At 67.4% G+C, this 25,042-nt stretch carries 22 protein-coding genes; 14 read left to right on the top strand and 8 right to left on the bottom strand.

Translation table 11 applies throughout. From position 1 onward, the window contains the following. Positions 1–8: 8 nt before the first annotated feature. The 6 genes from tal to JF781_RS12900 are packed head-to-tail and all read left to right on the top strand — an operon-like array spanning position 9 to position 5,725. Positions 9–1,130, top strand: a complete 1,122-nt coding sequence (gene tal / locus JF781_RS12925) for a transaldolase (RefSeq protein ID WP_225328622.1) — start codon at positions 9–11, stop codon at positions 1,128–1,130. Then, positions 1,127–2,671: a glucose-6-phosphate dehydrogenase gene (zwf, locus tag JF781_RS12920; protein ID WP_225328621.1), complete on the top strand. Its 1,545-nt coding sequence runs from the start codon at positions 1,127–1,129 to the stop codon at positions 2,669–2,671. Before tal ends, zwf begins: the two co-directional genes overlap by 4 nt. Beyond that, complete coding sequence (opcA, locus tag JF781_RS12915) at positions 2,668–3,579, top strand: glucose-6-phosphate dehydrogenase assembly protein OpcA (protein ID WP_225328620.1); 912 nt, start codon at positions 2,668–2,670, stop codon at positions 3,577–3,579. The genes zwf and opcA overlap by 4 nt, the downstream gene beginning before the upstream one ends. Next, entirely contained in the window at positions 3,576–4,331 is a 756-nt protein-coding gene (gene pgl / locus JF781_RS12910; protein WP_225328619.1) for a 6-phosphogluconolactonase, read from the top strand. Before opcA ends, pgl begins: the two co-directional genes overlap by 4 nt. 45 nt (positions 4,332–4,376) lie before the next feature. Next, positions 4,377–4,775: an ATPase gene (locus tag JF781_RS12905; RefSeq protein ID WP_225328618.1), complete on the top strand. Its 399-nt coding sequence runs from the start codon at positions 4,377–4,379 to the stop codon at positions 4,773–4,775. Positions 4,776–4,795: 20 nt separating this feature from the next. After that, the gene (locus JF781_RS12900; RefSeq protein WP_225328617.1) at positions 4,796–5,725 is read left to right on the top strand and encodes a histone deacetylase family protein; all 930 of its coding nucleotides are present in this window, start codon (positions 4,796–4,798) and stop codon (positions 5,723–5,725) included. Between the two features lie 12 nt (positions 5,726–5,737). Here JF781_RS12900 and JF781_RS12895 read toward each other — a convergent pair whose 3' ends face one another. From JF781_RS12895 to gap, 6 genes are all read right to left on the bottom strand, one after another. After that, positions 5,738–6,727 carry an aldo/keto reductase gene (locus JF781_RS12895; RefSeq protein WP_225328616.1) on the bottom strand — a complete coding sequence of 330 codons (990 nt, stop codon included), beginning with the start codon at positions 6,725–6,727 and terminating at the stop codon, positions 5,738–5,740. 130 nt (positions 6,728–6,857) lie between these two features. After that, positions 6,858–9,674: a phosphoenolpyruvate carboxylase gene (gene ppc / locus JF781_RS12890; RefSeq protein WP_225328615.1), complete on the bottom strand. Its 2,817-nt coding sequence runs from the start codon at positions 9,672–9,674 to the stop codon at positions 6,858–6,860. A 108-nt stretch (positions 9,675–9,782) separates the two neighbouring features. Then, positions 9,783–10,016 carry a preprotein translocase subunit SecG gene (gene secG / locus JF781_RS12885; RefSeq protein WP_225328614.1) on the bottom strand — a complete coding sequence of 78 codons (234 nt, stop codon included), beginning with the start codon at positions 10,014–10,016 and terminating at the stop codon, positions 9,783–9,785. A gap of 30 nt (positions 10,017–10,046) precedes the next feature. Beyond that, on the bottom strand, positions 10,047–10,832 hold the full coding sequence (tpiA, locus tag JF781_RS12880; RefSeq protein WP_225328613.1) for a triose-phosphate isomerase: 786 nt from the start codon (positions 10,830–10,832) through the stop codon (positions 10,047–10,049). Between the two features lie 14 nt (positions 10,833–10,846). Continuing rightward, positions 10,847–12,076 carry a phosphoglycerate kinase gene (pgk, locus tag JF781_RS12875; protein ID WP_225328612.1) on the bottom strand — a complete coding sequence of 410 codons (1,230 nt, stop codon included), beginning with the start codon at positions 12,074–12,076 and terminating at the stop codon, positions 10,847–10,849. Between the two features lie 3 nt (positions 12,077–12,079). Beyond that, positions 12,080–13,099, bottom strand: a complete 1,020-nt coding sequence (gap, locus tag JF781_RS12870; RefSeq protein WP_225328611.1) for a type I glyceraldehyde-3-phosphate dehydrogenase — start codon at positions 13,097–13,099, stop codon at positions 12,080–12,082. A 365-nt stretch (positions 13,100–13,464) separates the two neighbouring features. Between gap and JF781_RS12865 the strand changes: the two genes are divergently transcribed. The 4 genes from JF781_RS12865 to JF781_RS12850 all read left to right on the top strand — a co-directional run bounded on the left by JF781_RS12865 (position 13,465) and on the right by JF781_RS12850 (position 16,969). Then, on the top strand, positions 13,465–14,226 hold the full coding sequence (locus JF781_RS12865) for a TetR/AcrR family transcriptional regulator C-terminal domain-containing protein (RefSeq protein ID WP_225328610.1): 762 nt from the start codon (positions 13,465–13,467) through the stop codon (positions 14,224–14,226). Between the two features lie 122 nt (positions 14,227–14,348). After that, complete coding sequence (locus tag JF781_RS12860; protein WP_225328609.1) at positions 14,349–14,531, top strand: DUF6307 family protein; 183 nt, start codon at positions 14,349–14,351, stop codon at positions 14,529–14,531. A 222-nt stretch (positions 14,532–14,753) separates the two neighbouring features. Beyond that, positions 14,754–16,367, top strand: coding sequence for a wax ester/triacylglycerol synthase family O-acyltransferase (locus JF781_RS12855; RefSeq protein ID WP_225328608.1), 1,614 nt, complete (start codon positions 14,754–14,756; stop codon positions 16,365–16,367). A gap of 221 nt (positions 16,368–16,588) precedes the next feature. After that, complete coding sequence (locus JF781_RS12850; RefSeq protein ID WP_225328607.1) at positions 16,589–16,969, top strand: hypothetical protein; 381 nt, start codon at positions 16,589–16,591, stop codon at positions 16,967–16,969. Positions 16,970–17,345: 376 nt separating this feature from the next. On the opposite strand, the gene JF781_RS12845 is transcribed toward JF781_RS12850, so the two are convergent. Beyond that, positions 17,346–18,773 (bottom strand): NAD(P)/FAD-dependent oxidoreductase, encoded by a 1,428-nt coding sequence (locus JF781_RS12845; protein ID WP_225328606.1) that lies wholly within the window; start codon positions 18,771–18,773, stop codon positions 17,346–17,348. After that, positions 18,770–20,515, bottom strand: a complete 1,746-nt coding sequence (locus JF781_RS12840) for a DUF3556 domain-containing protein (RefSeq protein ID WP_225328605.1) — start codon at positions 20,513–20,515, stop codon at positions 18,770–18,772. Before JF781_RS12840 ends, JF781_RS12845 begins: the two co-directional genes overlap by 4 nt. Positions 20,516–20,695: 180 nt before the next feature. Here JF781_RS12840 and JF781_RS12835 point away from each other — a divergent pair, with 180 nt between their 5' ends. From JF781_RS12835 to JF781_RS12820, 4 genes are all read left to right on the top strand, one after another. After that, positions 20,696–21,505: a lysophospholipid acyltransferase family protein gene (locus JF781_RS12835; RefSeq protein WP_374109697.1), complete on the top strand. Its 810-nt coding sequence runs from the start codon at positions 20,696–20,698 to the stop codon at positions 21,503–21,505. Positions 21,506–21,508: 3 nt separating this feature from the next. After that, the gene (gene fadD12, locus JF781_RS12830; protein ID WP_225328604.1) at positions 21,509–23,140 is read left to right on the top strand and encodes an acyl-CoA ligase FadD12; all 1,632 of its coding nucleotides are present in this window, start codon (positions 21,509–21,511) and stop codon (positions 23,138–23,140) included. Next, the gene (locus JF781_RS12825; RefSeq protein WP_225328603.1) at positions 23,140–24,411 is read left to right on the top strand and encodes an alpha/beta hydrolase; all 1,272 of its coding nucleotides are present in this window, start codon (positions 23,140–23,142) and stop codon (positions 24,409–24,411) included. The genes fadD12 and JF781_RS12825 overlap by 1 nt, the downstream gene beginning before the upstream one ends. 211 nt (positions 24,412–24,622) lie before the next feature. Next, positions 24,623–25,042: DUF222 domain-containing protein (locus JF781_RS12820; RefSeq protein ID WP_225341172.1), on the top strand; the 420-nt coding region annotated here is incomplete at its 3' end.

Below are 25,042 nucleotides of genomic sequence, written 5' to 3'. Positions count from 1 at the left end.
TAATTCACATGACCGCTCAGAACCCGAATCTGGCGGCGCTGTCCGCCGCCGGCGTATCCGTCTGGCTCGACGACCTGTCGCGTCAGCGACTGGAGTCGGGCAACCTGCAGGAGCTGATCGACACCAAGAGCGTCGTCGGCGTGACCACCAACCCGTCGATCTTCCAGAAGGCGTTGGCGGAGGGCGATTCCTACGAAGGCCAGATCGCCGAACTGGCCGAGCGCGGCGCCGACGTCGATGCCACCATCCGCACCGTCACCACCGACGACGTCCGCAACGCGTGCGACGTGCTCAAGCGGGAGTGGGAGGCCTCCGACGGCGTCGACGGACGGGTGTCCATCGAGGTCGACCCGCGGCTGGCCGCCGAGACCGAGAAGACCACCGCGCAGGCCGTCGAGCTGTGGAAGATCGTCGACCGGCCGAACCTGTTCATCAAGATTCCGGCGACCAAGGCCGGCATTCCGGCGATCACCGCCGTTCTGGCGGAAGGCATTTCGGTCAACGTCACGTTGATCTTCTCCGTCGAGCGGCACCGCCAGGTGATGGACGCCTACCTGGCCGGCCTGGAGAAGGCGCGCGAGGCGGGACATGATCTGTCCAAGATCCATTCCGTCGCATCGTTTTTCGTGTCCCGGGTGGACACCGAGGTCGACAAGCGGCTGGAAAAGATCGGGTCCGACGATGCCAAGGCGCTGCTCGGCAAGGCCGGGGTGGCCAACGCCCGCCTGGCCTACGCGGCCTACCAGGAGGTGTTCGAGGGCGGCGAGCGTTACCAGGCGCTCAAGGCCGACGGGGCCCGGGTGCAGCGCCCGCTCTGGGCGTCGACCGGAGTCAAGAACCCCGACTACTCCGACACCCTCTATGTCACCGAGCTGGTGGCGCCCAACACGGTGAACACCATGCCGGAGAAGACGATTGACGCGGTCGCCGACCACGGCGACATCAAGGGCGACACGGTCACCGGCACCGCCGGGGATGCCCAGGCGGTGTTCGACAAGCTGGACCAGATCGGCATCGACTTGACCGACGTCTTCAGGGTGTTGGAGGACGAGGGCGTGGAGAAGTTCGTGGATTCGTGGACCGAGCTGCTGGAGGAAACGCAGAAGCAGCTGGGTTCCGCCTCCAAATGAGCCCAGCCCGCACCGCGCAACAATGGCATAACCCGTTACGGGACAAGCGCGACAAGCGGCTGCCGCGCATCGCGGGGCCGTGCGGGATGGTCATTTTCGGTGTCACCGGCGATTTGGCGCGCAAGAAGGTCATGCCCGCCATTTACGACCTGGCCAACCGCGGGCTGCTGCCGCCCAGCTTCTCGCTGGTGGGCTTCGCCCGCCGGGATTGGAGCACGCAGGATTTCGGCAAGGTGGTGTACGAGGCCGTCAAGGAACACTGCCGCACTCCCTTCCGGGAGGAGAACTGGGAGCGGCTGGCCGCGGGGTTCCGTTTCGTGCCAGGTGCTTTCGACGACGATGAGGCGTTCGGCCGGCTCGCCGAGACCCTGGACAAGCTGGACGCCGAGCGGGGCACGGGCGGCAATCACGCCTTCTATCTGGCCATCCCGCCGAAGTCCTTCCCGGTCGTGTGCGATCAGCTGCACAGGTCCGGCCTGGCCCGCCCGCAGGGCGAGCGGTGGAGCCGGGTGGTCATCGAGAAGCCGTTCGGCCACGACCTGGAGAGCGCGCAGGCGCTGAACCAGTCCGTCAACGCCGTCTTCCCCGAGGAGTCGGTGTTCCGGATCGACCACTACCTGGGCAAGGAGACGGTCCGCAACATCCTGGCGCTGCGGTTCGCCAACCAGCTGTTCGACCCGATCTGGAACGCGCACTACGTCGACCACGTGCAGATCACCATGGCCGAGGACATCGGCCTGGGCGGCCGCGCCGGATATTACGACGGTATCGGCGCCGCGCGCGACGTCATCCAGAACCATCTGATGCAGCTGCTGGCGCTGACCGCCATGGAAGAGCCGGTCAGCTTCAGCCCCAGGGCGTTGCAGGCCGAGAAGATCAAGGTGCTCTCGGCGACGCAGCTCGCCGAGCCGCTCGACGAGACCACCAGCCGCGGCCAGTACGCCGCGGGCTGGCAGGGCGGCGAGAAGGTGGTCGGGCTGCTCGACGAAGAAGGGTTCGCCAAGGACTCGACCACCGAGACGTTCGCCGCCATCACGCTCGAGGTGGACACCCGCCGCTGGGCGGGCGTGCCCTTCTACCTGCGAACCGGAAAACGGTTGGGCCGCAGGGTGACCGAGATCGCCCTGATCTTCAAGCGCGCACCGCACTTGCCGTTCGACGCGACCATGACCGACGAGCTGGGTACCAACGCCATGGTGATCCGTGTGCAGCCCGACGAGGGCGTCACGCTGCGGTTCGGCTCCAAGGTGCCGGGCACCGCGATGGAGGTGCGCGACGTCAACATGGACTTCTCCTACGGCTCGGCGTTCGCCGAGGAATCGCCGGAGGCCTACGAACAGCTGATCCTTGACGTGCTGCTGGGCGAGCCGTCGCTGTTTCCGGTCAATGAAGAGGTCGAATTGGCTTGGCAGATACTCGATCCCGTGCTGGATAACTGGGCGGCCGGCGGCAAGCCCGAGCCGTACGAGGCGGGCACCTGGGGCCCGGACTCCGCGTTCGAGATGCTGCACCGCACGGGCCGGGAATGGCGGCGCCCGTGATAATCGATATGGAAGACACCACCACCACCGCCGTCAACAAGAAACTCGACGAACTCCGCGAGAGGGTCGGCGCCGTCGCGATGGGCCGGGTCCTGACGCTGATCATCGCGCCGGACAGCGAGGAGATCCTCGAGGAGTCGCTGCAGGCGGCCAACGACGCCAGCCACGAACACCCCAGCCGGATCATCGTCACGATGAGGGGAAATCCGTACGCGGACAAGCCCCGCTTGGACGCACAGCTGCGCGCCGGCGGCGATACCGGCGCCAGCGAGGTCGTGGTGCTGCGGCTCTCGGGTACGCTGTCCGGCCACGCCGCCAGCGTCGTCACCCCGTTCCTGCTCCCCGACATTCCGGTGGTGGCCTGGTGGCCCGACGTCGCGCCGGCGGTCCCCGCACAGGATCCGTTGGGCCGGTTGGCGATTCGGCGCATCACCGACGCGACCAACGGGGCCGACCCGCTGGCGGCGATCAAGAGCCGACTGCCCGGGTACACCGCGGGTGACACCGATCTCGCCTGGGCCCGCATCACCTATTGGCGGGCGCTGCTCACCTCGGCCGTCGACTTGACGCCGCACGAACCGATCGAGTCGGCGTTGGTGTCCGGTTTGGCCACCGAACCGGCCCTCGACGTCCTGGCGGGGTGGCTGGCCAGCCGGATCGACGGCCCGGTACGCCGGGCGGTCGGCGACCTCAAAATCGAATTGACGCGCAGCAGCGAGACCATCGTGTTGAGCCGCCCCCAAGAAGGCAGGACGGCCACGCTGAGCCGGACGTCGCGGCCGGACGCCCTGCTTCCGTTGGCGCGCAGGGAAACCGGCGAGTGCCTCGCCGAAGACCTGCGTCGCCTGGATCCCGACGAGATTTACCAAACCGCGCTGGAAGGCATTGAGAAAGTGCAATACGTGTGAGCACCAGCATCGAAATCTTCCCGGACAGCCAGGCCCTGGTCGCCGCGGCGGCCACGCGACTGACCGACACCATCGCGAACGCCGTCGCGGCCCGGGGGCGCGCGCTCGTCGTGCTGACCGGCGGGGGCAACGGCATCGGGCTGTTGCAGTCGCTCGTGGACCGACCCATCGAGTGGTCGAAGGTGCACTTGTTCTGGGGCGACGAACGCTACGTCCCCGAAGACGACGACGAGCGCAACGACAAGCAGGCGCGGGCCGCGTTGCTCGACCATGTGGACATTCCGTCCAGCCAGGTGCACCCGATGCCGGCCAGCGACGGCGAATTCGGCGGCGATCTCGCCGCGGCGGCCCTGGCCTACGAGCAACTGCTGGCTGCCAACGCCGCGCCCGGTCAGCCGGTGCCGAACTTCGATGTGCACCTGCTGGGCATGGGGCCCGAGGGCCACATCAACTCGCTGTTCCCGGACACCCCGGCCGTGCTCGAGACCACCCGCATGGTGGTATCGGTCGACGACTCCCCCAAGCCGCCGCCGCAACGAATCACCTTGACGCTGCCCGCCATTGCGCGTTCCCGCGAAGTCTGGCTGATGGTGTCGGGCGCGGGCAAGGCCGACGCCGCGGCGGCGGCCATCGGTGGCGCCGCACCGGTCTCGGTGCCGGCCGCCGGGGCGATCGGGCTGGACACCACGCTGTGGCTGCTCGACGAGGACGCCGCGTCCAAGCTGCCGTCGGACCCGTCCGGCGTGGCCTGACGCGATTCCTGCCGCGGGGTTCCCAGCGGGCCCGTCCGGGTCATAATGGCGGTCATGGCAGACAGAACCGTGCGCGGGGGGCAAGAGCGAAGCCGGATCAAGACGCTCACCCAGGCCGCGTTGAACGCGGACAAGACGGTGGAGCAGGTCGAAGACGTCCTCGACGGTTTGAGCAACACCATGAAAGAGCTCAGCAGTTCCCTGTCAGCGCTGAACGCCACGGTGGAACGCCTGGAAGCCGGCCTGGACCACCTGGACGGCACCATGGCGAGCCTGGACGACTTGGCCAAGCGGTTGATCGTGCTGGTCGAACCCGTGGAAGCCATCGTCGCGCGGATCGACGAGATGGTGAAGGTGGGCGAGACCATGATGTCGCCGCTGTCGATCACCGAGCACGCGGTGCGCGGTCTGATGGACAGGCTGCGCAACCGGACCGCCCAATAGGCGGGCCGTCGGGACCCCTGATGGCCACGTTGCTGCTGCACCATTCCGCCTTCGCCGCCCATCGGACCGCCCCCGGGCATCCGGAGCGGCCGGACCGCTACCGCGCGGTGGAAGCGGCGCTGCGCCGGCCCCAGTTCGACGCGCTGGTGCGCGAGACGGCCGAGCCGGCCGATCCGGGGGCCACGCGCTGCGTGCACTCCAACCGCTACGTGGACGCGCTGGAGGCGGCGCGTCCCGAGCACGGCTACGTCTATCTCGACGGCGGCGACACCATGATGGAGCCCTCGACGTGGGAGACGGCGTTGCGCGGGGTGGGCGCCACGCTACGGGCGGTGGACCAGGTGGTGGGCGGCGACGTGCAAAACGCGTTCGTCGCGTGCCGGCCCCCGGGCCATCACGCCGAAACCGAGCGCGCCATGGGCTTCTGCCTGTTCAACAACATCAGCATCGGCGCGCGCCACGCGCAGCGCAAACACGGGCTGATGCGGGTCGCCATCGTCGATTTCGACGTCCATCACGGCAACGGGACGCAACAGATCTTTTACAACGACCCGAGCGTGCTCTACGCGTCGACGCATCAGATGCCGCTGTTTCCCGGCACCGGTGCGGCGGGGGAAACCGGGGTCGGCAACATCTTCAACGCGCCGCTGGCGCCCGGCGACGGCGGCGCCGAACTGCGCGCCGCCTTTGCCGACCGGATACTGCCCGCGCTGCACGCCTTTTCGCCCGAACTGATCATCGTGTCCGCCGGGTTCGACGCACACGAGCGCGATCCGCTCGGCTCACTGACGATGACGACCGACGACTTCGCCTGGGTCACCAGGGAATTGATGAAGTCGGCGGAGGCGCTGTGCGACGGCCGGCTGGTGGCGGTGCTCGAAGGCGGTTATGACTTGCAAGCTTTGGCCGATTCGGTCACCGCGCACGTCGGCGAGCTGGTGAAAGGCTGAGCCCTCCCCCGGTCAGCTCGCCTTTTTCTCGTGCATCTCGGGGGCCGGGCCGCCGACCGGCGTCGCCGACTTCATGATGTCCTCGATCGCGGCCAGGTCCGCGTCGGTCAGCGTGACGTCGGCCGCACCGGCGCTGTCCTGCAGGTAGGTGACGTGTTGCGCGCCCATGATGGCGGTGTGCACGCCGGGTTGCGCGAGCGTCCAGGCGATGGCCAACTGGCTCGTCGTGACGCCGAGATCGATGGCCAAATGGCTCAGGTCATCAACGACTTTCAGGTTGCGCAGATAATCCTCGCCGGTGAAGATGGGACTCTTGCCGCGCCAGTCGCCGTCGGCAAAGCTGGTGTCGGGCTTCATGGTTCCCGTGAGCAGGCCGTGCGCCAACGGTCCGTACACCATCACCCCGATGTCGTGGGCGTGGCAGTAGGGCAGCAGGTCGCCCTCGATGTCCCGGCGGAACAGGTGGTACGGCGGCTGCACCGCTTCCACCGGAAGCGTGGCCGAGAGTTCCTCTATCTGGGTCGTGTCATAGTTCGACACACCGACGTGCCGAATCTTGCCCTCCGACACCAGTTCTGCGAGCGCTTCACCCGTCTCGGCCGCTGGAGTCGTGGGATCCGGCCAGTGCACGAGGTAGAGATCGATGTAATCCACACCCAGCGCGCGGAGGCTGGACTCGACACCACTGCGCAGGTACTCGCGGCTGGCGTCGCGGACCAGTCCGGTTTCGGTTTTGCGCAACCCGCCTTTGGTGGCGATCACCAGCTCGTCGCGGGCCCGCGCGAAATCGGCGCGCAGGGCCTTGCCGAGGATGCGCTCGGATTCCCCGAACCCGTATTGCTGGGCGGTATCGAAAAAGTTGATCCCCAGGTCACGCGCGCGATGGATCATGGTGATCGCGGCGTCCTCGTCGGCTTGGCCCCAGTCGCTGCTGAACGCCCAGGTACCAAAGGCCAACCGGGAAACTTCAAGCCCCGTCTTGCCGAATGTGATGGATTTCAAATGCCAACCTCCCCCGTTGGATAGTCGTCCCTGCGTGCGCGGCCCGCGCAGGCAAGCCACGACTCAACCATAACGAGGCCGACACCGCGGGCCGCAACACCGGTGGTCAGCGCGGAAAGTGCGCGCGTCGTCAGCCGCTGTTACGCAGCGCGCTGGCCAGCCCGTTCATCGTCAGCAGAATCCCGCGCTGCACCAGTTCGTCGTCGTCGCCGGAACGGTAGCGGCGCAGCAACTCCACCTGGAGATGGTTGAGCGGCTCGAGATACGGAAAGCGGTTGAATACCGACCGCGCCAGCGCGGGGTTGTCGGCGAGCAGGTTGTCCTGCCCGGTGATGAGCTTGTGCATGGCGATGGTGCGCCGGTGCTCGTCGACGATCTTGTCGAAAACCCGGCGCCGTAACTCCTCGTCGTCGACCAGTTCGGCGTAGCGAGCCGCCAGGCCGAGGTCGCTCTTGGCCAGCACCTGAGCCAGATTGGACAGCACGCTGCGGAAAAACGGCCACCGCTGGTACAGGTCGTGCAGGATGCCCACCCGCTCGGACTCGCTCTGCGGCCCCGCGGCGATCCACTGCTCGAATGCCGACCCGGTGCCGTACCAGCCGGGCAGCATGACCCGCGACTGACTCCACGCCAGCACCCACGGGATGGCGCGCAGGTCCGAGATCGACTCGGTGGGTTTGCGGGACGTCGGCCGGCTTCCGATATTCAGCGAGCCGATCTCGCTGACCGGTGTGGAGGCCATGAAGTAGTCGACGAAACCCGGTGTGTCGTGCACCAATTCGGCATAGGCGCGCTGGGCCAGCACGGCCACCTCGTCGAGCACCGCGTACGCCGGTTCCGCGGCGTCGCCCAGGCCCTCGACGTCCAGCAGCGTGGACTCCAGCGTGGCGGCCAGCAGGCTTTCCAGGTTGCGTTGCGCCACTTGCGGTTCGGCGTATTTGGCGGCGATCACCTCGCCCTGCTCCGTCAGGCGCAGCGAGCCGTTCACCGCGCCGGGCGGCTGCGCCAGGATCGCCTCGTAGCTCGGCCCGCCGCCGCGGCCGACGGTGCCGCCGCGACCGTGGAAGAGCCGCAACCGGATTCCGGTTTTGCGCGCCACTTCCACCAGCGCCAGCTCGGCCCGGTACACCGCCCAGCTGGACGCCAGATATCCGCCGTCCTTGTTGGAGTCCGAATACCCGAGCATCACTTCCTGGCTGTCGTCGCGGGCGGCCACCAGCGCCCGGTAGATCGGAAGTTCCAGCATCGCGTGCAGGATCGCCGCGCCGTTGTGCAGATCGTCGATGGTCTCGAACAGCGGGGAAATGCCCACCGGGCAGTACGGCGCATCCCCGGACGCATCGATCAGCCCCGCCTCTTTGAGCAGGATCGCGGCCTCGAGGACATCGGAGACCGAACGGCACATGGAGATCACGTAATTGGGGACGGCGGACGGTCCGTAGCGCTTGATGGCGTGCGCGGCCGCGCGCACCACTCCGAGCTCGGCGCGGGCCAGGTCGGACAGCTGCGCGTCGTCCCCGACCAGCGGGCGGCGGGTGCCCAGCTCGGCCGCCAACAGCTCGACGCGCTCGTCTTCGGGCAGCGAACGGTAGTCCGGGTGCACGCCGGCCCACGCCAGCAGCTCGCAGACCACCTCTTCGTGCGTGTCGGAGTTTTGCCGCATGTCCAGGCCGCACAGGTGAAACCCGAAGACCCGCACGCCTTCTCGTAGCAGCGCCAGGCGATCGTCGGCCAGCAGCGCGCTGCCGTGGCCGCGCAGCGACTCGTCGATCGTGTCGAGATCGGCCCCCAGTTGGGCCGGGGTTTCATACGGCGGCAGCCCCAGATCCAGCACCTGCTGCGGCGTGCGGTCCAGGATGGCGGCGCTCGTCGCGCTGAGCCGGCCGCGGATCACCCGCACCGCCCGCCGGTACGGTTCGTCGGCGCGGGCTTTCTCGCCGCAGCCCTCGGCCAGTTCGGCCAGCGCGGGGGTGACCGAGACCAGGCGCGCCGACATCGACAGATCCTGTTCCAGCGCGGTCAGCTCGGCCAGGTAGTGCGCCAGCGCGGTGAACGCGGCGCTGCCGGTGGCCTGGCGCACCACATCGGCCGTCACGTTCGGGTTGCCGTCGCGGTCCCCGCCGATCCAGGACCCGGGCTGCAGGATCGGCTCGTCCAGCAGGTCGGCGTCGGGCCAGCGGTCCCGCAGGGCGTTGCGGACCTCGGCGTTGACCTGCGGGATCACCTTGAAGAACGCGGCGGCGTAGTAGCGCAGACCCACCTCGATCTCGTCGGTGATCTGCAGCCGGGACAACCGGATCAGCGCGGTCTGCCACAGCGTGAGGACCTGGCGGCGCAACTCGAGTTCGATGTTGCGACCCTCGTCGGTGTCGGCGTGCCCCTCGGCGTGCAGCCGCATCAGCTCGGTGATCCGGTGCTGAGTGACGAAGACGGTGCGCCGGCGGGTCTCGGTGGGGTGGGCGGTGATCACCGGGGCGACCACGGCGCCCTTCAGCGCGTCGGCAACCGTGGCCGAATCGAGTTGTGCCTCATCGAGTTTGGCGTAGGTGGCGGCCAGGGTGCTGTCCTGGGGCGGTTCGCCGGCGGCGACGTGGACCGCGCGGCGGCGCTCGCGGTGGATGTCTTCGGCGACGTTGGCCAGCAGCGCGAAGTGGCTGAACGCGCGGATGACCGGGACGGCCTGGTGGATGTCGATGCCATCGAACATCTGGGACATCTGCGCCCGGTCGATCTCGGAGCGCCGCACCCGGAACGATTCCACCCGGGCGCGTTCGACGAGCTCGAAGACCTCGTTCCCGTTCTGCTCGCGCACGGTGTCGCCCAGGATGGCGCCCAGCAGCCGGATGTCGGCCCGCATCGGCTCGGTCGCCTCGCGCCCCACCAGGGTGCGCTGGACGGCGCCGATGGGTTCGAGCGTGCTGTCGGAGACTTCGGAGGCGTCAGCCATGCGTCCCAGTATCGACGCGGTGCTCGTTCGCGGCGAAAGTGAAATTCACGACGCATCGCCGGCGGGTCGCGTCGTAGATTTCACACTCGGCGTTGTGGCGGGGCGCGGTCAGTGATACTTGATCAGCAACGCCATGCCGACGATGCACACCAGCCAGATGCCGGTGATGAACAGCGTCAGGCGGTCCAGGTTTTTTTCCACCACGGTGGACCCGGACAGGCTGGACTGGACGCCACCACCGAACAGCGTGGACAGGCCGCCACCTTTGGCGCGGTGCAGCAGCACCAGCAGCACCACCAGGATGCTGGTGACGACCAGCGTGATCTGCAAAGCCAACTGCATGACGGCCAGCCTACCGGTGCCGACGCCGCATCACGGCAGGGGCCCACCGGCGGCGATGGCCGCCAGCGTCGCGAATTGCTCGCCGTCCAGCGACGCCCCGCCGACCAGACCGCCGTCGATGTCGTCGCGGGCGATGAGCTCGCCGATGTTCTTGGCGTTGACCGAGCCGCCGTAGAGCACCCGCACGGCCTCGGCGACCTTCGGCGAGGCGAGGGACGCCAACTCCTTGCGGATCGCCGCGCACACCTCCTGGGCGTCGGCGGCGCTGGCCACCCGCCCGGTGCCGATCGCCCACACCGGCTCGTAGGCGATGACGACCTTGCCGATCTGTTCGGCGGAGAGCCCGGCCAGCGACCCGCGCAGCTGCTCCTCGCAGTGAATGACGTGGTTTCCGGCCTCGCGGACATCAAGGTGCTCGCCGATGCAGACGATCGGGGTCAGTTCGTGCTTGAGCGCGGCCGCGGTCTTGGCGGCCACGACCGCGTCGTCCTCGTGGTGGTACGTCCTGCGCTCGGAGTGCCCGACGACGACGAACGTGCAACCCAGCTTGGCCAGGAAGGCGCCGCTGACCTCGCCGGTGTAGGCGCCCGCGTCGTGCTGGGACAGGTCCTGCCCGCCGTAGGTCAGCCGGAGCTTGTCGCCGTCGACCAGGGTCTGCACGCTGCGCAGGTCGGTGAACGGCGGCAGCACCGTCACGTCGACTTTGTCGTAGTACTTGTCCGGCAGCGCGAACGCGATCTTTTGCACCAGCGCGATCGCCTCGAAGTGGTTGAGGTTCATCTTCCAGTTGCCGGCGATCAGTGGCTTGCGGCTCACGACTCTGGGCCTCCCTAGTTGTGGTCGGGCTGGGGTCGGCTCAACACCTCGATACCCGGAAGCGTCTTGCCCTCAAGGTATTCCAGCGACGCTCCCCCGCCGGTGGAGATGTGCGAGAAGTCGCGTTCCGGGATGCCCAGCGCGCGCACGGCGGCCGCGGAGTCCCCGCCGCCGACCACGCTGAAGGCGCCCTTGCGGGTCGCCGCGGCGATCGCCTCGGCGACGCCCTTGGTGCCCGCGGCGAACGCGGGGAACTCGAACACGCCCATCGGCCCGTTCCAGAAGACGGTCTCGGCGTTGGACAGCAACGTGGTGAACCGTTTGACCGATCCCGGACCGATGTCCAGGCCCATCAGGTCGTCGGGGATGGCGTCGGCGGCGACGGTCTGCGGTGTCGCGTCGGCGGCGAACTTGTCGGCCACCACGATGTCCACCGGCAGCCGCAGCACGTCGACGTAGGTGTCCAGCAGCCGGCGGCAGGTGTCCACCATCTCGGTCTCCAGCAGCGACTTGCCGACCGAAAAGCCTTGCGCGGCCAGGAAAGTGAAACACATGCCGCCGCCGATGACGATGCTGTCGGCCTTGGTGGCCAGCGACTCGATGACACCGAGCTTGTCGGACACCTTCGACCCGCCGAGGACCACCGCGTAAGGACGTTTGGTGGAGCTGGTCAGCTGCTCCAGCACCTCGATCTCCTCGGCCACCAGCGTGCCGGCGTAGTGCGGCAGCAGGGTGGCGATGTCGTACACGGAGGCCTGCTTGCGGTGCACCACGCCGAAGCCGTCGGAGACGAAAGCGCCTGTGGGCCCGACCAATTCGGCGAGCTGCCGGGCGAGGGCGAGCCGCTCGGCGTCGTCCTTGCTGGTTTCGCGGGGGTCGAAGCGGATGTTCTCCAGCAGCAGGACGTCACCGTCGGTCAGCCCCTCGGCGCGGGCCAGCGCGTCGGTGCCGACGACATCACCGGCCAGCTGCACGTGCCGGCCGAGTTGCTCGGACAGCGCCGCGGCGACCGGCGCCAGCGACAGCTTCGGGTCCGGCCCGTCCTTGGGGCGCCCGAGGTGCGCGGTGACCACCACCTTGGCGCCCGCCTCGACGAGCGCCTTCAGCGTCGGCACCGAGGCGGTGATGCGCCCGGGGTCGGTGATCTTGCCGCCATCGAGCGGCACGTTCAGGTCCGAGCGAACCAGCACGCCGCGACCCGAAACCCCCTCGCCGAGAAGGTCTTTGAGAGTGTGGACGGCCACGGGTTACAGCGACTTGCCGACCAGGGCGACCAGGTCCACCAGGCGGTTGGAGTAGCCCCATTCGTTGTCGTACCAGGACACCACCTTGGCCTGGTCGTCGATCACCTTGGTCAGACCGGAGTCGAAGATCGAGCTGTGCGGGTCGGTGACGATGTCGCTGGAGACGATCGGCGCGTCGTAGTACTTGAGGATGCCCTTCATCGGCCCCTCGGCGGCGGCCTTCATCGCGGCGTTGATCTCGTCGGCGGTGGCGGACTTCTTCAGCTCGGCGGTCAGGTCGGTGACCGACCCGGTGGGGATCGGCACCCGCAGCGCGTAGCCGTCGAGCTTGCCCTTCAGTTCGGGCAGCACCAGGCCGATGGCCTTGGCCGCGCCGGTGGAGGTCGGCACGATGTTCAGGGCGGCGGCGCGGGCGCGGCGCAGGTCCTTGTGCGGGCCGTCCTGCAGGTTCTGGTCCTGGGTGTAGGCGTGGATGGTGGTCATCAGGCCCTTGACGATGCCGAACTCGTCGTTGAGCACCTTGGCCAGCGGCCCCAGGCAGTTCGTGGTGCACGACGCGTTGGAGATGATGTTCTGGCTGCCGTCGTACTTGTCGTCGTTGACGCCGAGCACGATGGTGATGTCCTCGTCGGTGGCCGGCGCGGAGATGATCACCTTCTTGGCGCCGGCGTCCAGGTGGCCCTTGGCCTTGGCGGCGTTGGTGAAGATGCCGGTGGACTCGACGACGACGTCGACGCCCAGGTCGCCCCAGGGCAGCGCCGCCGGGCCTTCCTTGACCTCCAGCGCCTTGATCTTGGCGTTGCCGACGACGATGGTGTCGTCACCCTCGAGGGTGACGTCGTGCGGCAGGCGGCCCAGGATGGAGTCGAACTTCAGCAGGTGCGCCAGGCTGGCGTTGTCGGTGAGGTCGTTGACCGCGACCACCTCGATATCAGCGGCGCCCTGCTCCTGTTGAGCCAGCAAGGCCCGGTAGAAGTTCCGCCCGATTCGACCGAAGCCGTTGATACCTACTCGGACCGTCACTTGTCTCTCCTCTGTGTTTCCTGAGCCGTCTTCATCGATGTCTTTTGCATGTCCGCGGACACTGCCTCTGGTCAGCCTAGATCAGCGACACACTCGGTTGGCGCGCCGGTAAGAGTGTGGACCATCGCCTTTGCAGGATGGCCGTCGGTAGACGCCACAACCTGTGCGCAACATCACCCGAGCGGTTGCGGGTCCAGCCGGGCTTCGGCCCGGGCGGGCGCGCCGTGACGAGCCTGCAATTCCGGGTGGAAGCCCTTGCAGACCCCCGCACTCGTCCCCACGCTGGGTGTCAACAATGTTGGCCAGCGGCGTTAGGATGGGCGCCGCAAAACGCGTAGAACACATGGAGGAAAGGGACGCCCACGATGGCGAGTTCCGCTGGTTTGCCGGAGCAAACGACAGCTGCCGGCGATGGACTGGACGCGTCCGCCGCCCGCCGCCCAGAACGCGGCCTGGTCAGCCGGTCGGTGGTTTTGCGGTGCGCGTTGCGATTGGTCGATCGCGACGGTGTGGATGGATTGTCGATGCGGCGCCTGAGTGAGGCGGTGGGTCGCGACCCGACGGTGATTTATCGGCATGTGCCGAACAAGGCGGCGCTGCTCGACGGCATCGCCGAGATCGTGCTGGGCAAATTGCGGGTGGACACCGCAGACCCGGACTGGGCAGGACAGCTGCGCGCGGTGGCACATGACTTCCGCCGACTGACCCTCGAGCACCCGAATGTGGTGCCGTTATTGGTGACTCGGCCATTAGCCACGCCGCTGGGGCAGCGACCCCCGGGCATGCTACGGCCACTGGAGGACGTCGTCGCGCTGCTCACTTCGGTGGGCTTCAGCGGGGTCGACGCGCTACATATTTACCGGGTGCTCTTCGGCTATCTCTATGGCCACATCCTCACCGAGCTGCAGGAGGTCGTCGAGCGGCCCGAGGAGTCCGATGATGTGCTGCGCCTCGGGTTGCACCGACTGGCGATCACCGAGTTCCCTCAGGTGCGCGCGCTGGCCCCAGCGCTCGGCTACTACGACGGTGCGGCCGAACTCGACCGCGCTCTGGATGTGTTGTTCATCGGTCTGGCCGCCACCGTGCCGGCGCCAAGGCGCTCGGCCCGCAAACGCGCGAGGAAGTAGCCCATCCGAAGATCCTGCTCTTTCAAAATCGGCGGGCCCAAGATCCGCACGCTCGTCGCGCACGCGGCGACCGCGAATCGGCGTACGCTGATCGATATCGAGCAGCTCGGTTGCGAGCGAACATGCTCGACTACAAAGGACATTCGATGGCAGCGCTCACAACGTTTCGCACTCCCTACGAGATTCGTCTCCAACTGGTCACGGACACCATTAGCGCGCACTCCAAGGTGAACAATGATGCGGCGGTCAAACTCGCCGTGCATGTCCTGGCTGCGTTGAACTCAATCCCCGAAAAGGTGCGCTGAGCGACGGCCCGGCTGGGCTTCAACACAGCGGCGACCGCACGGATTGCCGTTGGTGCGCGTTCATTTCGCCCTGACCGAAGTGCCGCCCGCACGAATTGGCAGACGGTTCCGGGTATCACGAATCACCCTGCGGCCGGGCGCTTTGGCCGTCGCTGCTGAGCGCGGCGCGAAAAGCCGCGAGCCAAGCTTTGAGCTGACTCTCGGATATACGGACGGAGCAGCATGATGAAACGATTGACCGGCCTGGACGGTGTCACGCTGCACGGCGAAACATCAGTGATGCCCACCCACGTCACGGCCGTGTTGTTTTGCGACCCCGAGGCGAACGGCGCAGTGACCGCCGACGCGATTTGCAAGCTGCTGGCTCAGCGCACTGCGACGATGCCGGGCTTCCGGCAGCGTCTGCTCACCAGGCCCTTCGGGTTGGGCCAGCCGTCATGGATCGAGGACCCCGCATTCGATGTCCAAAGCCATCTGCATTGTGTGCGGCTGGCCCAACCCGGCACCATGCGGGAGTTGACCACCCTTATCGGCGAGTTGCATGGGCAGCCTTTGAACCGCGACCGCCCGCTGTGGGACGCCTGGGTCGTGCAGGGTCTCGCCGACGGCAGATTGGTGGTGTTGATCAAGTTCTCCCACGCCATTACCGACGGTGTGGGCGCAGTGACGTCGATGTTGCCCGAACTGATGACCGTCGATGCCGCCGCTGAATTCGCGGTGGCACCAGAGCGGGCCGAGGCCACGATGCCCGGTGCGGCCACCAGGGTGTGGGACGTGGTCGACGAGGTCGCCGCCAACACCGCTGTGGGCATTCGGATCGCCGTCAGGCTGGGTCCCGTCGCGGTGAAGTCGACGATAGGAACCGCGCTGAGATCGGTACGCCAACTCCTCCCGGGCGCCGGACCGCAACGGTCCGACGGTTCGGATTCCGAGGAGGACGACAGTTCGCCGCGCACGCTGCTGAACGCCCCACTCACCGCGCGACGTAGCGTTGCGTTCGCCGCGGTGGCCATGGACGATGTGCGCGCCATCACCGCCGCGTTCGACGTCACTGTTAACGATGTTTTCCTCACCGCAACGACATCGGCGCTGCGCCGATGGTTGGCAAGCCACGACACGGTGCCCAGTCATCCGCTGCGCACCATGATGCCGATCTCGACCCGCGGTGTCGACGGCGACGCGTCCAATAGTTGGTCGCCTGTTGTCGTCAAATTGCCGGTGGATCTGGCCGACCCGGCACAGCAGTTGGCCAACATTCACGATGCGACATCCAGGATCAAGGACGGGCGACGGGCAGTGCGGCCCGTCAATCTCGCCGATGTCATCGATCTCGTTCCACCGGTCGTCATCGGCTTGGTGATGGGTGTGTACACCGGTCTGCAACTGTCGCGATTCCACTCGCCAGTGGCTCATGTCATCGCTTCCAACGTTCCGGGCCCTCGCGACGAAATCTATTGCGCCGGAGCTCATGTCCTGGGAATTCACGCCCTGGCCCCGCTGTTTGAGGGCTCAAATCTCAACATCACCGCGGTGTCCTACAGCTCCACCCTGGCTGTCGGCATCGTCGCGTGTCCCGATAACGTCGATGACGTCGCATCGATCGCGACCTGCATCGAAGACGTGGTCGGTGAACTGAAAATCGCCGCCGACGAAAAGTCCGGCCAGGGCGCAGTCTTATCCCGCTCCAGCGAGCCGGAACCCGCCATGAATGGCACTGCCACAACGCAATTCGCCGGGGGCGAAGCAGGCCGGCGCGACCGCGGCCTCGCGGCACGAAATGCCGGCATAGCCCACTTCCTCGGAGGACAGTCCCACGCCGTAGGCCCACAGCGTTGACAACCGGTCTGACGGGGCGTTTACTGGAGTTCTAGTCCGGAAACTGGTCATCGGCGTTCACGAGTTCGCCGCAGCACACCGCACTTTGGTGCTCACGATCGGCATTGTGACCGCTCTGGGCCTGGCTGTTTCGGTCGCCGGCCAGCATGACATTCGTCTGGCCACGCGTCGACCAACTCAGATCAAGACCCTCGGAACTTGACACCCGGAATGAGGCCACCATGAGGAACTCTGACCACGCAAAGCGAAACACTTTCCGCGAGAACGTGATCCACGTGGGCGCAGGCTTTCTCGCGAAGGAGCGTCTCCACGTCACACAGACGTTGTCCACGCTCGAGGCGCAGCTAGGCAGATGGCATCCGAAAGATGTGGACATCGAAGTCACCCTGCAGGACCGCGGCGGCAAGGAACAGCGCATCACGTTGCGCACAACCCTTCCCGGCCATCCACTGCTCGTAGCAGTCGCGGAAAACCCGGACATCACCCGTGCTCTGTGCGATGCAAAGCGCGAATTGAGCCGGCAGCTCGAACACCAGAAGTCGACACACGATCCGATGAACAATCGCCGGCTCAAGCGCGCGACCATCCGCCATCCGGACTAGCGCACACCGTTCGAGGTGGCCCGGCACGCGGTTCAGGACCCAACCAAACAGCAACTGCCTTCAACGAACAGAAAGATGCACGAACATGATGCACACCACTGACACGCATTCCGTCGTCACCGCTGACGAGCGCGCAACGCCCTCAACAGAATCCGGGATCTCGTTGATCCATAATGGCCCCTTGAGGGTCCAGGACGTACTCCGTGCGGGCATGCGCCGCAGGGCCAGACGCAAGGGAATGGCCCGGCAATCGATCTGGGATTCCGACGGCGGCGTAGGCAAGCCGTGGACAACCGACGTGCCGTTGGGCGGCACCACGCGATAACCGCGGCGGCGGCGCGGTATGACCGCCCGTCCCGTCGACGGGGCTACGCCGTCAATCGCTGCGACGCTTGCGCAGCCGGCCCAGCGCCGCCTCGGCGGCGTAATAGCCGCACAGCCCGTGGATGCCGGCGCCCGGCGGCGTGGACTGCGAGCACAGGTAGACGCCCGGCACACCGGTCGCATACGGGTTGACCGAGACGCGCGGGCGCAGGATGACCTGGAGCCCGTCGTTGGCGCCGCCGATGATGTCGCCGCCGATGAAATTGGGGTTATAGGCCTCTAGATCGGCGGTCCCCCTGCTGACGGTGTTGACGACACGGTCGCGGAATCCCGGGGCGAAGCGCTCGATCTGGTCGATGACGGCCGCGGTGGCGTCGCCGGTGTAGCCGAAGGGCACGTGCGCATACGCCCAGATCGGGTTGATGTCGCCCGCCGAGCGCGACGGGTCGGCCAGGTACTGCTGTCCGACGAGGACGAACGGCCGCCGCACCATCGTGCCTTGCGCGCGTTGACGTTCGGTGTCGGCGACCTCGTCGAACGTGCCGCCCAGATGGACGGTGCCGGCGCGACCGCAGTCGGGGTTGGTCCAGGGGGCGTGGCCTTCGATGGCGAAGTCGACCTTGAACGCCGAGGACCCCTGGCGGTAGCGCGCATAGGACCGCTTGATTCGGGCGGGCATCACGTCGCCGTAGATGTTCAGCGCCGCGGCGGGGCCCAGGTCGAGCATGACGATGTCGGCGTCCGGGATGTCGCGGCGGCTTGCGACGGTGATTCCGGTGGTGACGGCGCCGCCGTGCGCTTCCAGGGCGGCGGCCAGCGCCTTGGTGATCGACCCGGAACCGCCTTCGGCGACCGGCCACCCGTAGCGGTGCCCGCTGGCCAGGATCATCAGCCCGAGGGATGCGGTGAGCGGGCGGTCCAGCCGCGTGTAGATGTGCGCGGCCGATCCACCGAACAGCGCCCGCGCCTGCTCGGTGCGAAACCAGCGGGCCAGGACGGTCGCCGGCAGCAGCGCGCGGGGCCCGAAGCCCGCGAGGCGGACCGGGTGGCGTGGAACGTTGATCACCGGGCGGAGCAGGTCCTCGGCCAGCTGATCGAATCCGGACGCCAGGCCCCCGACGGCGCGTCGCCACCGACTGGCGTCCGGCCCCATGCCGGTGACCGTCCGATCGAGGGATTGGTACAGGACGCCGGCGGTGCCGTCGTCGAGCGGATGCGCACAGTCGACCTCCGGCCACTTCCAGGCCAGCCCGTACCGCTGCAGGTCGATCTCTTTCCAGAACGGCGAACCTATGCCCAGCGGGTGAAAGGCCGAGCAGATGTCGTGGATCACCCCGGGCACCGTCAGCTCGGCCGAGCGCGCTCCCCCGCCGACGGTCTCGCGGGCCTCCAGCACCTGTACGTCGACACCGTGGCGGGCGAGATGGATCGCCGCGGCCAGGCCGTTGGGCCCGGCGCCGACCACCACCGCGGTCGTCATTTGGTGCGCTGTGTGGCGACGTGGACGGGACAGTCGTCGCCGGGCTCGGGCCAGGGCTGGCGGGTCAGCATGTCCTTGACGTCGATGTAGCCCTCCTCGATCACGCCGGCCTTGGCGTCGAGGATGCGATACGACTGCCGTTGGGCGTGGATGGGCTGGCCCTCCAGGACGATGACCCGGACGTCGCCGTCCTCGAAGTGGCAGCGCCGTTGCACGGCCTGCACCAGTTGCTCGTTGTGCAGGTGGCCCTCGCCGAAGTTCCAGCCGACGAGCGGCCCGGCGACTATTTCGCCCTCACGGATCTTGTAGTCGGCTTCGTCGTCGATCGCGCGCGGCAGCAGCGCGTTGAGCGCCCGGCCATGCACGTGCATCGCGCGGAAGGCGGCGATTTTGTCTGCCAAGAGTTCGGCGGTGTCCGGGTCGTAGAGCCTCGCCAGCTGATTGACGACGAGCGCGGAGCTCTTCACGATGTCGGCGTCGATCTTCTCCTCGGCGCCCGCGCGGAAACACCACACGCTGGTGGCCCAGTTGCCGGCGTAGTACCGCATTGCCGGAAGGAACGAAATCTTTTCGGGGAACATGTTTCCCACGATGACCACCACCACCGCGAGGATCACGAGCGCGAGCAGCACGGGCGAGCGAAGATCGGTGGCCCGGACCGCGCCATAGTGCCCGAACAGATAGAACAGCGAGAAGATGAAGAACACGTTCCATTCCAAGGGGACTCCCATCGGGAGGTTGGAAATGATGTTGAGATGGAACAGCACCATGAACCCGATCAGGAACCACCGCCACGGATGATCGGCGGCGAAGAAGACCAGGACCGTCGGAACCACGAATTCCGCTGTGGTGCCGCCGACGTGGGCCATCAGCTTGGGCAGCAGCGACGGTCGCAGGTCGTTGACATGGTCGAGGTAGAGCAGGCGCTTGATCGGAGTGAACAGCTTGGGACGCAGCAGCGCGTTGTTGCTCGTCATCACCGCCACCACGTAGGGGAAATGGTGGTTGAGCTTGGAAACCGCTGCGCCCCACCACAAGCAGAGCATGATGATCTTGAAGGCCGCGATCTGGTCGGTGAACGGGAAGAAGAACACGAACAGCTTCAGCCAATAGTGTTCACCGCGGGCCGCCAAGAACACCGTCTTGTCACGTAAACCCAACAGGGCCAGCGCCACGATCGTCGGGGCGACCAGGACGGGGTCGATCAGGCCGACATCGCCCGCGGCGGTGACGGGCCCGCCGTGACCGGGCGACAGCAGCGCCCACACCCCGCCGATCAGAACGAGGGCGTACAGCGCGACATCGACGGCGGTGCGGGTATCCCCACGGGTGAACGGAACCTTGCCGGGCCAGGCCGGTAGCCGAATCGTGTTGGGCCGCAACCAATAAAGGATGCCTCCGATCGGTGGCATGAACCGCCCGGTCAGCGGCCCGGATCCGCAGCCGAGGCCCGTGACCTCGAACAGCAGCGTGAAGATGACGACCTTCTGGTAGACGATGGGTTGCGTCCACCAGTCGCCGATGCGGCCCAGGCCGCCCAGGCCGGGGGTGAACGAGATGATCGCGGCGGGCGCGGCGATGTAGAGCGCGATCTTGAGCAGGTACAGCAAATACACGGCGTATGGCGTTCCGAATCCGTGTTCCGCCCAGTGCCGGGTCACGACTTGCAGCCGGGTCGCCCGGGGCAAGGTGTGCCAGGTGCTGCGGTCGACGTCCGGAAGTTCCGGTGACATGAATCCCATGGGCGGCCTCGTTCCTGTCGGAAAACCAGCTAGCCCATCGAATGTATCGGCACCGCAGCCGGCTAAACGGTTTACGCGGGCGAAAATGCCGAAACACCATCACAGCGGCGCCGCCCCGGTCGCTACCATCGAGGGACTCGACTCGGCGATCTGGCCCGGCGCGAGCGTCAAGGGAGGAACGTGACCGACAGCGACAACGCCGATGGCGGGGACATCGGCAAATTCGACCCCGTCTTGACCCAGCGCCTGATGGCGGTGATGCGCCCGGTGTTGAAGACCTACTTCCGGTCCGAGGTGCACGGCCTGGATTCGTTCCCGCCCGGCGGGGCGCTGGTGGTCGGCAACCACTCGGGGGGCATGTTCCCCATGGACGTCCCGATCTTCAGCGCTCACTTCTACGACAAGCTCGGCTACGACCGGCCGGTCTACACGTTGAGTCACGACATCCTCATGACCGGCCCCACCGCGGACTTCTTCCGCCGCACCGGGTACATCCGGGCCAATCGGGAGAACGCGGCCGTCGCGCTGCGGTCCGGCGGGGTGGTGATCGTGTTCCCGGGCGGCGACTACGACGCCTACCGGCCCACCCTGTCGGAGAACGTCATCGACTTCAACGGCCGCAAGGGCTACATCCGCACCGCGATCGACGCCGGCGTCCCGATCGTGCCGGCGGTGTCGATCGGCGGGCAGGAGACCCAGCTCTACCTGACCCGCGGCACCTGGCTCGCCGAGCGACTGGGCATCAAACGGTTGCTGCGCAGCGCCATTTTGCCGCTGTCGTTCGGTTTCCCCTTCGGCTTGAGCGCCGTCATCCCGCCCAACCTGCCGCTGCCGACGAAAATCGTGACCCGGGTGCTGGAGCCGATCGACATCGCCAAGGAGTTCGGCGAGGACCCCGACGTCGACGAGGTCGACGAGTATGTGCGATCGGTGATGCAGGAGGCCCTGACCGAGCTCGCCGCCAAGCGCCGATTCCCGATTCTCGGCTGAATCATGCCGAATCCTTTCAGCGAGACCCTTGGTCTGATCGGAACCATGCGCCGCGCCGGGCTGATCGCGCCCATGCGCCCGGATCGCTACGTGCGGATCGCCGCGGCCATGCGCCGCGAAGGCATGGGCATGACCTCCGGATTCGCCAGCGCCGCCCAACGTTGCCCGGACCGGCCCGGCCTGATCGATGAGCGGGGCAGCCTGACCTGGCGGGAACTCGACGAGCGGTGCAACGCGCTCGCCGCGGCGCTGCAGGGGTTGCCGTCGGGCCAGCCCCGGGTCATCGGGATCATGTGCCGCAATCACCGCGGGTTCGTCGAGGCGTTGGTGGCGGCCGACCGGATCGGCTCGGACATCCTGCTGCTCAACACGTCGTTCGCCGGGCCGGCACTGGCCGACGTCGTGACCCGCGAGGGCGTCGACGCCGTCATCTACGACGAAGAGTTCACCGAGACGGTGGACCGCGCGCTGGCCGGCACCCCCGGCGCGACCCGCATCGTGGCGTGGACCGATGCCGAGCATGAGCTGACGATCGAGAAGCTGATCGCCGTCCACAGCGGGGCGCAACCGAAGCGCACCGGACGCAAGGGCAAGATGATCCTGCTCACCTCCGGCACCACCGGAACCCCCAAGGGCGCCAAGCAATCTGGCGGCAACGCGGGAATCGGCACGCTGAAGGCGATCCTGGACCGCACGCCGTGGCGGGCCGAGGAGCCCGTCGTGATCGTGGCGCCGATGTTTCACGCCTGGGGCTTTTCCCAACTGCTGCTCGCGGCGTCGTTCGCCTGCCCGGTGATCACCCGGCGCAAATTCGACCCGGAGGCCACGCTGGATTTGATCGACCGGCACCGGGCGACCGGCCTGGTGGTGGTGCCGGTGATGTTCGACCGGATCATGGACCTGCCGCCCGAGATTCGGCGCCGCTACAGCGGCCGGTCGCTACGGTTCGCCGCGGCCTCGGGCTCGCGGATGCGCCCCGACGTCGTCACCGCGTTCATGGACGCGTTCGGCGACGTGATCTACAACAACTACAACGCCACCGAGGCCGGCATGATCGCCACCGCCACCCCGGCCGACCTGCGCGCCGCGCCCGACACCGCGGGCCGGCCCGCGGGCGGAACCGAAATCCGCATCCTGGACCCGGAATTCAACGAGCTGCCCGCCGGCGAAGTCGGCAGCATCTACGTGCGCAACAACACCCAGTTCGACGGCTACACCTCGGGCAGCACGAAAGACTTTCACGCCGGATTCATGTCGTCGGGGGACGTCGGGTATCTGGATTCCGCGGGCCGGCTGTTCGTCGTCGGCCGCGACGACGAGATGATCGTGTCCGGCGGTGAGAACGTCTACCCGATCGAGGTGGAGAAGGCGCTCGCCGCACACCCCGACGTGGCGGAGGCGGCGGTGATCGGCGTCGACGACGAGCAGTACGGGCAGCGGCTGGCGGCGTTCGTGGTGCTGGAACCGGGCGGCCACCTTACTGAGAAGGCCACCCCCGACGCCCTCAAGCAACACGTGCGGGACAACCTCGCCAACTACAAGGTGCCCCGCGAGATCGCGGTCCTTGATGAACTTCCCCGCAGCAGCACCGGCAAGATCCTGCGGGCGGAGCTGAGAGCACGGGTCGGCGGCTGATGCGGTTCATCCGGGTGATCAGAAGGCCCAGGCCGCTGGCGCGCGCCGCGCTGGAATTGGCCAACGCCGCCAACGGATTACGGCCGCTGGCCCGCAAGGGCTACAGCACGGTGCTGGTGTTCTGGTTCGGGTGGCCGGCGTCCGAGGTGCCGGGCGTGTACTTCTCCGCTTCGCTTTTGGACGTGCTGCGGCGCGGGCGCCGCGGCGACTTCGCGGGACGGCGCGGGAAAGTGGCGCTGGCGCTGACGGCGGCGTCCTGGGCCATCCTGGCGGTGATCAAGTACCGCGGCGTGACGACCCCCGGCCCGGCGCTGGAGGCGGGGCTGCGCGAGCAACTCGGTGACGACTACGAAGAGGCGCTCGACAAGCTGCCGCAGACCAAGCCCACCCGCAGCGGGCGTCGCACCCTGCCGCTGGGCAATACGGTCGCGCGGCGCCGCTACGTCGAGAAGACGAACGTGGTGTCCTACGGACCGCACGGCCGCGCCAATCTCGCCGACATCTGGCGCCGCCACGATCTGCCGCGCGACGGCAAGGCGCCGGTGCTGGTCCAGGTGCCCGGCGGCGCATGGGTGATCGGAATGCGCCGGCCCCAGGCCTATCCGCTGATGAGCCACCTGGCCGCGCGCGGTTGGGTGTGCGTGTCCATTGGCTACCGGGTGTCGCCGCGGCACACCTGGCCCGACCACATCGTCGACGTCAAGCGCGCGCTGGCCTGGGTGAAGGAGAACATCTCCCGCTACGGCGGGGATCCGAATTTCGTGGCGATCACGGGCGGTTCGGCCGGCGGCCATCTGTGTTCGCTGGCGGCGCTGACACCCAACGACCCGGCGTTCCAGCCGGGCTTCGAGGACGCCGACACGTCGGTGGTCGCCGCCGTCCCGGTGTACGGGCGCTACGACTGGTTTTCCACCGAGGGCGAGGGCCGGCGCGAATTCGTGGAGTTGCTCCAAAAGTTCGTCGTCAAGCGGAAATTCAGCACCCACCGCGACATCTACATCGACGCCTCGCCGATCCGGCGGCTGCGCGCCGACGCGCCACCCTTCTTCGTCCTGCACGGCCACGACGATTCCCTGATCCCGGTGGGTGAGGCGCAGGAGTTCGTCGAGGAGCTGCGCGCGGTGTCGAAGTCGCCGGTCGCCTACGCCGAATTGCCGCATGCCCAGCACGCTTTCGACATCTTCAGTTCGCCGCGCGCGCATCGGTCCGCGGAGGCCGTGGCGCGCTTCTTGTCGTGGGTGTACGCGACGCGTCCGCCCGAGCGCGACTGAGGCGGTTCTTTCGCTCGAGCGCGGCTGAGGCGGCGGCTTTTGTCGCTTGAGGCTGTGCGCCCGGGCTTTCCAGAGGTGTCGCCCCGGGCCAACACCTTCCCCCGACACGATTTCGGATATCGGAAACGCATAGCGAATTCCCTTGTGTCACTGTGGTTTCAGTGGTCACAATGCGAGGGTTTTTGTCAGAGGGTGTCGTTAGTTTGGCGGTGTGAGTTCCACTGGTTTGCCCGAGGTCGATGCGGTGTTCGATGCGCTCGATGCCGAGGTGGACCGCGCGTGCGGGTTGGTGCTCGATGCGTTGACGATCCAGCAGCAGTTGGCGGTGTTGGAGCGCTGTGAGCGGCTGCGCCGGCGTCTTCCGGTCATCGAGCATCCGCTGCTCAATTCCCTTGCCCGCCAAGTCCCGTCCCAGGAACTGGGCGCCGGGCTCTCCCACGCCCTGGTCGAGCGCACCCTGATCAGCCGCAACGAAGCCTCTCGGCGCATCCAAGAGGCCGCCGATTTAGGTCAACGCCATGCCCTGACCGGTGAACCCCTGCCGCCGGTCCTGGCCGCGACCGCAGCCGCCCAACGCCGCGGCGAACTCGGCGCCGGCCAGGTGACGGTGATCCGCAACTTCTACCACCAC

This window comes from Mycobacterium sp. WUMAC-067 (assembly GCF_020217485.1).
Classification (GTDB): domain Bacteria; phylum Actinomycetota; class Actinomycetes; order Mycobacteriales; family Mycobacteriaceae; genus Mycobacterium.
This window is presented reverse-complemented; position numbering and strand designations above follow the sequence as displayed.